This is a genomic window from Hoylesella oralis ATCC 33269 (assembly GCF_000185145.2).
Classification (GTDB): domain Bacteria; phylum Bacteroidota; class Bacteroidia; order Bacteroidales; family Bacteroidaceae; genus Prevotella; species Prevotella phocaeensis.
Window position 1 is genome coordinate 1,010,283 of sequence record NZ_GL833119.1, and the last position, 13,940, is coordinate 1,024,222.

5 protein-coding genes and 1 tRNA gene are annotated in these 13,940 nt (G+C 42.2%); 4 read left to right on the forward strand and 2 right to left on the reverse strand.

Going from position 1 to position 13,940, the window contains the following annotated elements; genetic code table 11:
• Positions 1-37: 37 nt before the first annotated feature.
• Both HMPREF0663_RS06865 and HMPREF0663_RS06870 read right to left on the reverse strand, forming a co-directional pair.
• Entirely contained in the window at positions 38-1,249 is a 1,212-nt protein-coding gene (locus tag HMPREF0663_RS06865; protein WP_016665302.1) for a bifunctional 3,4-dihydroxy-2-butanone-4-phosphate synthase/GTP cyclohydrolase II, read from the reverse strand.
• 28 nt (positions 1,250-1,277) lie between these two features.
• Positions 1,278-3,179: an LptF/LptG family permease gene (locus tag HMPREF0663_RS06870; protein WP_004369619.1), complete on the reverse strand. Its 1,902-nt coding sequence runs from the start codon at positions 3,177-3,179 to the stop codon at positions 1,278-1,280.
• A gap of 816 nt (positions 3,180-3,995) precedes the next feature.
• On the opposite strand from HMPREF0663_RS06870, the gene HMPREF0663_RS06875 reads away from it, so the two are divergent.
• The 4 genes from HMPREF0663_RS06875 (at position 3,996) to HMPREF0663_RS06890 (ending at position 13,805) form a co-directional block, all read left to right on the forward strand.
• Positions 3,996-4,069 (forward strand) — tRNA-Met (locus HMPREF0663_RS06875).
• Positions 4,070-4,777: 708 nt separating this feature from the next.
• On the forward strand, positions 4,778-8,467 hold the full coding sequence (locus HMPREF0663_RS06880; RefSeq protein ID WP_004369620.1) for a ZmpA/ZmpB/ZmpC family metallo-endopeptidase-related protein: 3,690 nt from the start codon (positions 4,778-4,780) through the stop codon (positions 8,465-8,467).
• Positions 8,468-8,572: 105 nt separating this feature from the next.
• A complete protein-coding gene (locus HMPREF0663_RS06885) occupies positions 8,573-11,761 on the forward strand; it encodes a SusC/RagA family TonB-linked outer membrane protein (protein WP_004369621.1) in 3,189 nt (1,062 codons plus the stop codon).
• A gap of 22 nt (positions 11,762-11,783) precedes the next feature.
• On the forward strand, positions 11,784-13,805 hold the full coding sequence (locus HMPREF0663_RS06890) for a RagB/SusD family nutrient uptake outer membrane protein (RefSeq protein WP_004369622.1): 2,022 nt from the start codon (positions 11,784-11,786) through the stop codon (positions 13,803-13,805).
• The last annotated feature ends 135 nt before the right edge of the window (positions 13,806-13,940 follow it).

The following is a 13,940-nucleotide window of genomic DNA, read 5'->3' on the forward strand; positions in this document are numbered from 1 at the left end:
AGAATATGCCTATCTTTGTTAAAGGTCGTGTTTGTTTTTATTTAAGGTGCAATGTGTGCCCCATGCGTTCCTTTTTGGTCTTCAGATACTTATAATCGTATTCGTTCGGAGCGATCTCAATAGGAACGTTCTCTACGATCTCTAAACCATACGCTTCTAATCCCACGCGTTTTACAGGGTTATTGGTAAGCAGTCTCATCTTATGAACTCCCAAATGCCGGAGCATCTGTGCACCGCATCCGTAGTCGCGTTCATCGGGTTTAAACCCAAGATGTACGTTTGCATCTACTGTATCGTAACCTTCTTCCTGCAGTTTGTAAGCAGCCATTTTATTCATCAGTCCGATGCCTCTTCCTTCCTGCTGCATGTAAATGATGACGCCCTTACCGGCTTTTTCTATCATTTCCATGGTTTTATGCAGTTGCTCGCCACAGTCGCAACGCTTGCTTCCGAGTATGTCGCCGGTGGCACATGAAGAATGTACGCGCACGAGGATAGGCTCGTCTTCGTTCCACTCGCCCTTTATCAATGCCATGTGCTCGACGCCGTTGCTTTGCTGACGGAAGGGGATTAGCTTAAAGTGACCGTATTTCGTGGGCATGTCTGCTTTTACTCCCACTTCGATAATAGACTCTCTTTTCAGTCGGTAAGCAATGAGATCTTTAATGGTAATGATCTTGATATCCCACTCTTGTGCTTTCTTTTGCAGTTCTGGCATACGTGCCATCGTGCCGTCTTCGCTCATGATTTCCATCAATGCACCGGCGGGGTATAGCCCTGCAAGTTTACATAGGTCTACCGCTGCTTCGGTATGACCGCTTCGTCTGAGCACGCCGTTGTCTTGGGCATACAGCGGATTAATATGCCCCGGTCGCCCGAAGGTCTGTGGGGTAGAAGAAGAATCGGCAAGGGCTTTAATGGTTTCAGCTCTGTCGTGAGCGGAAACACCGGTAGAGCAACCTTCCAATTTATCGATGGTTATCGTGAAAGGAGTACCCAATACCGAGGTGTTATCGCTCACTTGATGCGGTAAGTCGAGCTCTTCGCAGCGCGACAGCGTAATCGGAGCACACAATACACCACGGGCATTCTTCAGCATGAAATTCACCTTTTCGGGGGTAATCTTCTCGGCTGCGATAATAAGGTCTCCTTCGTTTTCACGGTCCTCATCATCTACAACGATAACGAATTTACCCTCTTTGAAATCTTTTACAGCATCCTCGATGCTATTTAGTTTGAAGTCTCCCATATTTCTATACATTAATATTATGATATCTTTATAAGTTCATTGTTCGAATGCGTTCCACAATATTGCCGTTGGTACGCTGAATAGTTTTTAAATCACGATACAGTCTGATACGGAAACGCCACATCCGAAGGTAAAAGAAAACTCCTGCTGGTATGATCAATCCTGCAACAACGTTCATCCATTGGTGTTCGAACGGACGTGTGTGGGACTTGGCCGCGAGAATAGGATAGCTGTTGAGCTCATGCAGTATAACCTTGTCTTTCGTATTTGAAAGGTCTTCAATAACCTTTTCCATCTCATCATTGATACGTTCAATTTCATGATCGGGCTGATATTTGAAGAATACTTTGATGATATTCGGTGCCGATACCAGTTTGTGCTCATTAGAGTATACCGTTATCTCGCTGCTCATTCTTTCGAGTTTAACAGCATCTTCAGCATATACAGGATCGTTGATGATAACCTCTTTGCTGGAGATATGGCGCTTTACACGCAAACCGAATGCTTTCATAAACATTTCGCGATACATGTCTATATTGAATACCACGGAGTCTTTATTGGCTTTATAAGTAACGAAAGCGGCCAGCGGAATGAGTACGGCGGGTGCCAGTCCTTTTCCGAATTCTATTGTCCACATGCCGCCACGGGCCATTCTGTAGCCTGTATTGTCCAGAATATAATACACGATAAATACAAGTACCGAGATTATAACGGGTACTCCCAAGCCTCCTTTCCTGATAATGGCGCCGAGAGGAGCACCGATGAAAAAGAATATCAGGCACGAAAGTGCCAACGTAAACTTGCTGATCATTTCTATACGGTGTTCTCGTATGAGCTTGTCACCATCGGTTGTGATCATACTCTTGAAGTCTAAATCGCTTACTTCCGACTGCACTTTGTTTAATGCATAGTTGGTTGCACTCAATTTGGCATCGGGTGTCAGTTTATTGAATATCGAATCGAAGTTGTACGATCCTCGCATGGCGGTCTTCACTGCAGCTATGGAATCGTGTTTAGACAGGTTTAGTGTAGGGAATACAGAACGGTCTACATCGGCAAGGAACACCCTCCCGATGCTGTCGTATACCTGTCTTAATGAATCTATGCCTTGGTAAAGTTGCTTGAGACTTTTGCCTCTGGCATTGTTAGAGAGCGAATTGGCGTCGGCCATACTGAACCCGCCGTCGTAATCGAGGATAATTTTTTTCGATACGAATGTTTCTCTTCGGTAGGGTACGGATGCGCTGTTAGCAAGTTCTTCGGCTTGCATGTTTTCGAACCACTCGCCACTCCAAAGCGTTAGCACGAGATGCTTCTTCTCGGCAGTGGACTGTAACATGCCCGAATCGGCAAGGATTATGGCCTGATCTTCATAGCTTCCGGTCATACGATATATCATGATACCGTAAAGCTTACCCGTTTCCATGTCTTTTTTTTGCACGTAAAGATTGCTGTTGGGGATGCCATCGTAGAATATACCTTCGGGAATAGCGAGTTCCGGACTCTTTTGTTTCATGGATATCCATAACTGTGCAATCTTCATATTTGCCGTAGGGCCGACGTAATTTTGGAAGTAAAAAGAACTGAAACTGATTATGATAGAAATGATAATCAGTGATCTGAAAGCCTGTATCAATGATATGCCGGCAGCCTTGATGGCCGTAAGCTCGCTACTTTCGCCCAAGTTACCGAAAGCAATCAGCGAAGATAGGAGTATTGCAAGGGGCAAAGCCTGCGGTACTAACATCAGTCCGGCATACCAAAAGAACTGTGCCATGACTTCCATAGATAATCCCTTGCCTACCAATTCGTCGATAGATTTCCATAAAAACTGCATCATCAGCACGAATTGACAGATGAAAAATGTTCCTATGAACAGCAAGCCGAATTGTTTTGCAATGAATATATCTAATTTTTTGATCCGAAGCATGTTAACCTTATTTGTTCTGCACAAGGGTGTAAACAGATATGCAAAATTAGCATAAAAATATCAGATATTCTTCTTTTTTGTATTTTTTATTACGGATGAATATTATCCTCACCTCTTTTAATTTATATATGCAGATACTTTCCGGTCGCTTAGTAAATATGTCGGTTTGTGATAAAAGAACATAGAAAACAAGAAAATGTGTTTTTTGCTACCATTTGTCAGTACTCTTATAAAATGTTGTTTATCATGGTAATATAACTTTGTTTATGCTGATGATATGACAGAAATACAATGGAAAACTGTATGTTGAGTATTCTTCCGATAAAACTTTCCTTTCATGTTACTATGGTATATATTTTCTTCAGTTATGCTTTATTGCTGGTACATGATAGTTGTATACCAATTAGCAAATAGGTGTATGACTGCAAGAAATTGTGTTCATACGAAATCTTGCTGACATTCTATCAACTTAAATGCCGATATAATCACTTTGTAATCAATAGTTTTATTTCGTTATGGCTGCATGAAAAGAAAGTAATAGAAACTTAATAATGTATATATGTAGAAGATATTTTACATAGATAATTACTGCTCGTAATCGGCATACATTCTTGATAAAGATGAGCTCATTGCTTAAAAGCCGTGTGAAACTCAGCTTTTAGGTCTATTATTTTGCATATTTTCTGTAGTTTACAGATTTATTTTGGTATTCAAAAAGTAAAGAACAAAAAATAAAGATGCGCACAATAAATAATAAATATTTTTTGTGTATTCGGAAAGTTTGTATTACCTTTGCACCCGCAAAACAAGAAAAATGGCGGGATAGCTCAGCTGGTTAGAGCGTCGGATTCATAATCCGGAGGTCGTGGGTTCGGGTCCCACCCCCGCTACTTAGTACAGTTTCCCTGTAAGTTGTAGGCTTGCAGGGATTTTTATTTTATGAACTATGAAGTTTTGGCAACCGGTATGCTCGGACGGTAGCTTGTTTTAAATCTGAATACAAACAGTAGTCACCATTTATTTTGGGAATAGATATTTGGTTTGAAACCGTATTTTTTGTGAAATATTCTGTTTGATTATATTGTCATAAATAAATCTTTGACAATTGTAAGTTAATGGAATGTCCTTTTATAAAAGATGCAATGATTTTAATATTCTATGTTTACTTTTCTTTTAATTTTTTCTTTTTTTTCTGGCAAAAAAATAGTTTGTTAGCAAAAAATGGTTTATCTTTGCCGAGAATAATGTAAACCGACTGTAATCAAGTCTACCTGAAATTGTCGAGGTGCGGACTATTTTACAGAAAGAAAAACAGCATTTGGTAATTTGAAAATAAGCTCTTATTGCTTTCATTTGTGTTATCTTTGCAGTACATATACTGATACAGAATAAAGATTTTAAATCGACTACCAACCCTATAAGTTAAAATGTAATGCCCTATGAAACGAACAAACAATAAGTTTTGAGTTGTTTTTTGTGGTGCGATCAGTCGAATGATGAAATACAGTTGGCGGAAATACTTGATAAGTGATACGAATATAAAGAAGTTAGTTTCTATATCTATTATTTTTTATTATTAACCAATTAATCAATTAATTATGTTTAAAACATTACTTAAACTAAAGAAATCGTTGGTTATGGCAATTGCTTTGATGGCTTCGGTGGGTGTCTATGCACAGACGCAGATCACAGATGAGGCTGGTTTGAAGGCTATAGCCGATGATTTGGCGGGTAGTTATGTTCTTGCGAACGATATTACTCTGAGCGAAGAGTGGGTGCCCATAGGTACTTCCGGTACCCCGTTTACCGGTATGTTTGATGGAGGTGGGCATACTATCAAGGGGCTCACGATTAAGTCGGGAGCTGATAATGTAGGTTTCTTTGCGTTTACCAAGGGAGCTACAATTCAAAATGTACGCTTTACCGGTGCGAATATCCTCGGTAACAAGCAGGCCGGAATTGTGGCAGGACAGGCAAGTGCGACAGAAATAACGAAAGTTTTCACTTCTGGAACTCTGGTTGGTTACGATCATATTGGTGGTATAGTGGGCGATGCTCGTATTGGAGATGATGCCGGAGACCTTACAACGATCAGCGACTGTATGTCTACAGCCGGTGCGTTCAGCACTACTCATCAGGGTGGAGGCATCGCCGGATGGACGAACGGTGCCGTTTTTACCAATGTGCTATTCTTAGGCTCGGCTACTGCACCGAGCAATGGTGCCGGTGGCATTGTCAGTATAATAGATGGCGGCACGGCCAATGTGAAAGGTAGTGTTGGTGCTCCCGTTATGTTGTCGGGGGCAAATAACAAAGTACACAGTATTATCGGTTGGAGCAATGGTGGAAGCTATATTGCGGAGAATAACCTTTCTTCGGCTTCGACTGTGATTTACAGTGCCGGACAAAAGGTTGATATCTCAACTCTTGAAGGCGATTTTCAGGGCACATTGACGAGTGTAGAAGATTTAAAGAAAGCTTCTACCTATACGGGAATAGGCTTTAATACTTCTACTTGGATATTGGCGGATGGAGTATATCCCGTTCTTACGGGTATGACTTATCCGCTTGATGGCGACGGTATTGCGGTAAATTCGCTTCCGGCAAAGTGTGTAATCGGCAAAACTTATAGCAGTAGAGCCATGTCTGCATTGCAAAGACCGGTTACCCTTACAAGCAGTAATACCGATGCAGTCGTAGTAGATGGTACGAACTTGAAGTTTGTAGGCCTCGGCGATGCCGTAGTAACTTATACTACAGCTGGGGATGCTTTCTCTAATGGTGCCACTTTTACACAGAATATCCATGTAGAAAGCATGAACTATAACCTTTCTACCGTGGAAGACTTAAAGGAAATGGCAAATAACCTTGGCGGTGATTACAAGTTGATGAACGATATAGACCTTGCAGGAGAAAACTGGACTCCGTTAGGAGCGTTCACTGGAACGTTCGATGGTCAGGGTCATGTTATTAAAAACATGACAATCAAAAAATCTACGAGTCGTGTAGGATTTTTCGAAGTTGCTCAAAATGCAACTATACAGAACCTTGGCTTCGAAAATGCAAATGTAGTAGGAGGCGATCAGGACGTAGGTACGATCGTAGGACAACTTCAGGGCTCTACTATTAAGAACTGCTATGTGGCTAACTCATATATTGAAGGACATGATCATACAGGTGCTCTTGTCGGTATGATAAGAAATGTGGAAGGACTGTCTGAAGACGATCCGAATATGGTTGGCGGAACTGTTTCTAACTGCATTTCGGATTCGCATGTAGTATCTCTGTATTATCAGGCTGGCGGTTTGGTGGGAGTTTCCCGTGGCGGACTTATCGAGCATTGTATCTTTACTGGTATCGTTGAGTGTAAAGGCTCAGGAAATGTTACCGGTATCGTTAGCTTGATTGATGTTGCCGGGCATGATGCAGAAGGCAAAGAAACCATAGCTACGACGACGATTAGGAACAACTTGGTTGCTGCTTCCCATATCTATGGCTCTATGATACGTAGGGTTACGAATCCTGCAAACCGTGCTGTTACGTTGGAGAATAATTATGCAATGGAGACTGTGTATATCGGTTCCGATTCTAACGATGCCGGTGTAATGGAAAACCAGACGGATGCAACTTCTGCAAATGCAGCTAATGTGGCTGATAAAACGGCTAAAACGAAAGCTTTCTTGACAGGACTCGGTTTCGATTTCGATAACAATTGGAAATATTTTGACGGGACAGAGGGAAAAATGTTGCCAGTATTAAAGTGGATGAATGCTCCGCTTACAACAACAATATTCGATATGCCGTTGAATAAGTCTATCCTTTATAAGGATGGTTCTGAGGCAATCAGTTTGAAATGTGTTCATGCATCTTGGGGACAAGACATCAACTTTACTCTTACTCAAGGCAGTGAACTTGCTTCCTATTCAGAAGAAGAAGTCGCCCTTTACGCAGGAGATGAAAATGGAAACTTTAAAGGCTCGGGCGATGTAACCGTAAAAGTTCTGTTCGCAGATGGTCTCGCCTCGTATTTTACAGTATCTGGTGACGATAGTTTTGGAGTTTATATTGGAGAGAGCAGTACGGTTACTGAAATTTCGACAGTGGATGATTTTCAAAAGATTACCAGAAACTTGGCAGGAAACTATAGGCTTACTACAGATATTGATATGAATGGTGTAGAGTTCCATCCGCTCGGTAGTAAGTCTGCACAATTCAGTGGTACGTTAGATGGCGACGGTCATAAGATTTTGAATATGACAATCAATGAAACAGGAGGTTCTGAAATTGGTTTCTTCAGTTATACTAATAATGCAACGATCAAGAACCTTGCATTTGTCAATGCAACGATTAATGCTCCGAGCAGCAACCATGTAGGAATCCTCGCCGGTACATTGCTAAGCGGTACAGTCGACCAAGTAGCTGTTGCTGGAACGGTTATAGGTAACGATCATGTTGCCGGTCTTGCCGGCGATGGTAATAGTGTTGCTGTGACCAATACGTATGTAGATGTCAACGTTACAGGCTACAGTCAGGTCGGAGGTTTCTTTGGATGTACGATAGGCAGCCTTAATGTTTCCAATAGTTATTATAATGGTTCTGCATCGGTGACCACTCGCGGATGGGTTGGCGGAATTATAGGTTTGATAGACAAGGGAAATTGTACAATTGAAATCAATAATTGCGTATCTATTGGTAATCTTGCATCCGTTGGTAAAGGTTCTCCTCACGCAGCCAGTGCGTTTATTGGAGGAAATGGCCCCGGTAATTTACCGAATGCAATAGTTAACTTTACTAACAATGTTATCAATGATAATGCTACGATTAATGTAGAGGGTGATAATGCTTTGGCATGGCCTACGAAGAATATAACCGTCGAAGGTGGAAATGTAGAAGATGCAACAAGAGTGAACGCTGCACTCTTGAAAGTTGCAAGTACCTATACAGACCTTGGTTGGAACTTTACCGATATCTGGAGCATCGATCCTGCTGATGCAGAATATCCTTATCCGGTATTGAAGAAATTCGGAAATATATCTACAGGAATCAATGATATTATTACAAACGATACTATGGCCGGTTATGCCATATCTGCATCTGATAATGTTCTTACGGTTGCAGGCATCGATGGAACTGCTAAGGTTTATGTGACGAATGTTGCCGGACAACAAGTAGGTTCCGTAAATGTAAGCAGCGGTAAAGCAATATTTGCTCTTCCGGGACATGGTCTCTATATCATTACTATTGTAAACAATGGTACGATGAAGTCTTATAAGATAGTTAATAACTAAACTGAAAAATAAGGTGACCGGAGGTAACTTCGGCCACCGTTTACATTTAATAGAATTATTCCGTGCGGGATATTCCGGCGGTATTGATACTAATACCTTTATTGTATGTTTAAAGCTAATACAGAAAAATTATGGAAAGGTTTGTTGCTCATTGCAATATTACTTGTATCCATTCCTGCTTTTGCTGCGCCTATTAAGGTCACCGGCCGTGTACAAGACGTTAATGGTGATCCATTGATAGGTGTCTCTGTAAAAGAAAAAGGTACGAACAATGTTACCGTTACCGATGTGAATGGTATTTATAATATTGCGTGTTCTTCGGATAAAGCAATACTTGTTGCTGAATATATCGGTTTCCAGTCTGAGGAGCGAAAGGTAACAGGAACATTGATAGACTTTGTTTTGAAAGATGAAGTAAGTAAACTTGACGAAGTTACGGTTGTAGGTTATACCACAGCAAGGAAAGTGTCTGTGCTTGGTGCACAGTCGTCATTGAAGATGGATCATGTAAAGGCACCGGTTGCAAATATGAGTTCTATTCTTGCTGGACGCGTTTCGGGTGTGGTTTCTGTGCAGCGTACGGGGCTTCCGGGGCAAGATGATTCCGATATTTGGGTGCGTGGTATCTCTACACTTACTAACCGTAATGAAGGACCGTTGATACTTGTCGACGGTATTGAACGTAGTTTCAATAACCTCGATCCAGAAGATATTCAGTCGGTAACTGTATTGAAAGACGCAGCTTCTACGGCAGTATATGGAGTGAGAGGCGGTAACGGAGTTATAATAATTACTACAAAGCCGGGTGTTGTAAGTAAGCCAAAGTTTTCTGTCGATGTATATCAAGGAATTACACAGCTAACAAAAGTACCCGATCTTGCCGATGGTATAGAATATATGAATGCTGTGAACGAGGCGTATAATAATTCTTATGGAAAGGCATATTACTCACAACAATATATAACAAATACGAAAGTAGCCAACGGACTTCCTACACCTGAACTTACTTCTGAACAGAGAGCAGAGCTGGAAAGCCAGCGTTCAATTAACAAATATCTATATCCTAATGTAGATTGGATGAGAGAACTCTATCATAAGTATGGGTGGAACCGGCGCGTAAATCTCAATATACGGGGGGGGGCACCGAATGCTAATTACTACATCTCGCTTTCTTATTATCAGGAGAAGGGCCTGACGAAGACCGATCCAACGCAAGATTACAGCACCGAGATCGACTATAATCGTTACAACTTCTTGACGAACGTTAATCTAAAGGCTACGAAGATGACAAATATCGATGTCGGCGTAAGTGGTTATTTTGCCAGTGGAAACTATCCGAATAGAAGTCTTAATGATATTTATACAAGGGCAATGAATACAAATCCGGTTATTTATCCGGTGCAATATCCCAATGGAGAGAACCCGGGGTATTCGCAAGTTCAGCGTGAACTTGATAATCCGTGGGTAGAGCTTACCCGTAGAGGTTATCAAACACAGTATAATACGCAGGTTAACTCGAACCTGAAGATTACACAAGACCTCGGTTTTTGGGATTGGAGCAAAGGACTTACGGCAAGAGCACTTGTTGCTTTCGATGTGAGAGCAACGCAAACATTGTCTTATTCCGTAGATAACAGTACGTGGAAACCGAGCGGTTCAAAGGACCCTACTACCGGTGATACATGGCTTGATGACGGAAATCTTTATGACGAGAATGGCAATATTAAGCTTCAAGAAGAATTCAAAGGCAATACAACCATGTCTTTCAAATCCGACAAGTGGGTGTATCGTACATTCTATTTTGAAGCGGCACTCGACTATAAGCATACATTTGCGAAACGTCACAATGTGAGTGGTCTTGTTGTTTTCAATATTAGAAACTATCGTGATGCCAATGGCGACTTGATTGGCTCGTTACCTCATAAGCAGGAGAGCCTTTCTGCGCGTGCGACTTATGACTATGATAACCGTTATTTTGTAGAAGCCAACCTTGGTTATACCGGTTCGGAGAACTTTGCAAAGGGACATCGTTTCGGTACTTTCCCTGCATGGGCTATCGGTTGGGTGCCATCTAATGAGGGGTGGTGGAAGCCGGTTTCGCATGTTATCTCTTTCTTGAAACTGCGCTATTCTGACGGTACGGTGGGTAATGATAGCCAAAACGGTCGCTTCGGTTACTTTACCGAGATTACTGGAAAGAGCGGTTACAGCTCTTATTGGGGCACTGATGGCATAGGATACAATAAATACGGTTTCCAAGCACAGTGGTCGAAGATACGTAAGCAAGACCTCGGTATCGAAATCAATTTCCTGCACGACGACCTTACATTTGTGTTCGATTTATTCAAGGAGCGCCGTACAAAAATTTTTGTAGACCGCAACAATTTGCCTCTTCTTGCAGGATTTGCCGCTACGGCATCTGCTAATGTCGGCATAGTAAAGAACAAAGGTTATGAAATAGCGTTGGAATATAGCCATCAGTTCGGTAAAGACCTTTTCGTATCCGTGCGTGGCAACATAACAGAAAATACGGATAAAGTCGTTGAAAACGCGGAAGCAGAGCCGGCATATCCGTGGTTGGAGCGCCGTGGACACAATGTGCTTGCCCGTTGGGGATACATTGCAGAAGGCCTGTATACCAGTACCGAACAGATTACTCAGCGTGGTATTACACAGTTCGGTGAAACTCATCCGGGAGAACTGGTAAAACCGGGAGATATTATGTATAAAGATTTGAACGGTGATAAACACATCGACGAAAACGATATGACATGTATAGGGCGAGGTGATATTCCCCGTATCTATTACGGCTTCGGAGGAGATATTCGTTATAAGAATATCGGCGTGGGTGTTCTTTTCCAAGGTGTGGCCGATGCAGACCGCGAACTTCAAGGGAATGGTATACGTCCGTTCCGGAGTTCTACGGGAGGTGGAACCCTTTATTCTAATATTACCGATCGTTGGAACTCTAATAATCCGACCAAGACCGATGTGTTTTATCCGCGTTTGGCATGGGGTGAGAAAGACGCATCGAATACCAACAACTTTGTTACAAGTACTTGGTGGCAGCGCGATGTAAGCTTTATGCGTCTGAAACAGTTCACCATCTCATATTATTTCCCTAAGGCATGGGAACGTAACGGTATACTCAAGGGCGGCCGTTTCTATATCATGGGCGAGAATGTATTTACTTTCAGTAAGTTTAAGCTGTGGGATCCGGAGCTTAATACTGATAACGGTATATCTTATCCGAATGTCAGGACATTCTCTGTCGGCGTTAATTTCAATATTTAATGGCTAAGAAATCATGTAAATTATGAAAAGAAATATTTTTAGTATATTATTTTTAGCTTTTACGGCTATTGCTTTTACATCGTGTGAAGACTATTTCGATACGGTGCCGAGCGATGTGATCGATATTAACGACGTATTTACCAATCGCGGATTGTCCTTGCAATGGTTGACCAATATATATTCTTATATTCCTGACAATACGAATATGGATAACTATACGCAATACTCTACGGAGGGCGTGTGGACGGTAGCTTGCAATGAAGGATACTTGCCTTGGTCGCAGTGCCAGTCCAACAATATCATCTTGGGTACTCTCTATCCTTCGACCGGATATGTACGCCAACAGTGGACAGCCTATTATCGTGCTATTCAAAAGGCAAATATATATTTGGCCGAGATAGACCGTTGTACGCCGATGAGCGATAAGGAAAAGGCATGGACAAAGGCAGAAGTAAGAGCGTTGCGCGCTTATTTTTATTTTAATCTTATGAGGCTTTTCGGGCCGGTACCTATTGTTGGAGACCGTGTGTACACCATCGACGATCCTTTAGGTGATATGATGCTTTCGCGCTGTACGGTAGATTCGTGTTTTAATTACATTACATCGGAACTGAAAACAGCTATCAATGGCGGCAATCTTATATCTCAGTTCAATGAGGCAGGCGCGTTCGATGACCAATTTGCAGGCAACCTTACGCAAGAGGCGGCCGAAGGAATTCTTGCCGAGGTTTATATGTTCCGGGCAAGTATGTTGTTCAATGGAGATCCTTATTACAAGGATTTGAAAAATACCGATGGCACATTGTTATTCCCTCAGGGTGAGGATATGAAGAAATGGGAGGATGCCCGCGACGCTGCAAAGAAGATAATCGACAGCGGTAAGTTCCAGTTGGTTTATCGCGATGTAACGGGAAAACGCGTGACAGATGTTAAACTTTCCGATCCTTATAACTCTTGTTTTTATTCTTGTCTCGGTAGACCGGATAATGAAGAACAGATATTCTTCCGTACGGTACCCAATAACCGTATTTATTATGAAATGTGTCCGAAGCATAGCGGTGTTACAAATGCGCAATCTGGAGCGGGTGCTCTTTCGGTGCCTTTGCAAACGATAGACCTCTTCTTTACGAAAAATGGTCTTCGTATAGATGATGATAGCGATTATTTTACTTACGATGTGGATAACCCGACTGCAAGCAGCGTGCGCACTATGCTCAGCACTTTATCTTACAAGGATCAGTTCTCGGGCTATACATACTTTACGCCTTCGAGCGATAATAGGGTAATGAAGCAGTTCTACAACCGCGAACCGAGGTTTTATGTTGCGTTCACTTTTCAAAACCGACGTTGGGATTTCGATGCTTCAAAGACCTATTATACGGATATGTCGCTTAATGGTAATTCTGGTCCGGCGAAGAACGGGCACGATCATCCTGTCTTTGGAGTAATAGCGCGCAAACTCTATGTTGATCAAGGATCGCGTCAGAGTGTGCCTTACAGTGTAAAGCTACGTCTGTCGGAAGTTTATCTGAACTATGCTGAAGCTTGCAATGAGCTCGGCGATGTGGCCACAGCTTTGCATTATGTGAACTTGATACGCAGCCGTGCAGGCATACCTGAGTATAAAGGCCTTAATGCCGAAGACCAAACGGCACTTGATGTGCGTGGGAAGAGCCGTGTGGAATTGGAGTCTTACGATAAAGATTTCATTCGTAAGGTAATCTATCGTGAGCGGTTGATTGAGCTTGCTTTCGAAAGCAAACATTACTTCGATGTGCGTCGTTGGGGTGTTGCTGACATGGAGCAGGGCGATGGTTGGATATATCCTTCGTATCATCAAGGCGGAGAAGGTGGCGACATGCTCGGTTTTAATGTGAACAACGTAGGAAGTTCAACGGAGCAAAGTAATCAGTTGAATTTCTATAAACGTCTGAAAGTACAGCACCGTATCTATACCAAACGTATGTCGTTCTTCCCGATACCACAAATGGATATAAACCGCGACCGCAATCTTGTTCAGAATACCGGTTGGACGGTTGAATAACGTTTGAGGAAATCGTGAGTAATGTAAAAGCTGCCCGATAGGCAGCGGGCATTCGTATTTATCTGCCGATTTGTATGTCTTGCACATACAATCGGCAGTTTTTTATGTCTTATCCTTAATGGTTTTCTCCTATTA

Coding starts and splice junctions, on each gene's coding strand:
- HMPREF0663_RS06865 (WP_016665302.1), bottom strand. CDS start 1,249: ATGGGAGACTTCAAACTAAATAGCATCGAGGATGCTGTAAAAGATTTC.
- HMPREF0663_RS06870 (WP_004369619.1), bottom strand. CDS start 3,179: ATGCTTCGGATCAAAAAATTAGATATATTCATTGCAAAACAATTCGGC.
- HMPREF0663_RS06880 (WP_004369620.1), top strand. CDS start 4,778: ATGTTTAAAACATTACTTAAACTAAAGAAATCGTTGGTTATGGCAATT.
- HMPREF0663_RS06885 (WP_004369621.1), top strand. CDS start 8,573: ATGTTTAAAGCTAATACAGAAAAATTATGGAAAGGTTTGTTGCTCATT.
- HMPREF0663_RS06890 (WP_004369622.1), top strand. CDS start 11,784: ATGAAAAGAAATATTTTTAGTATATTATTTTTAGCTTTTACGGCTATT.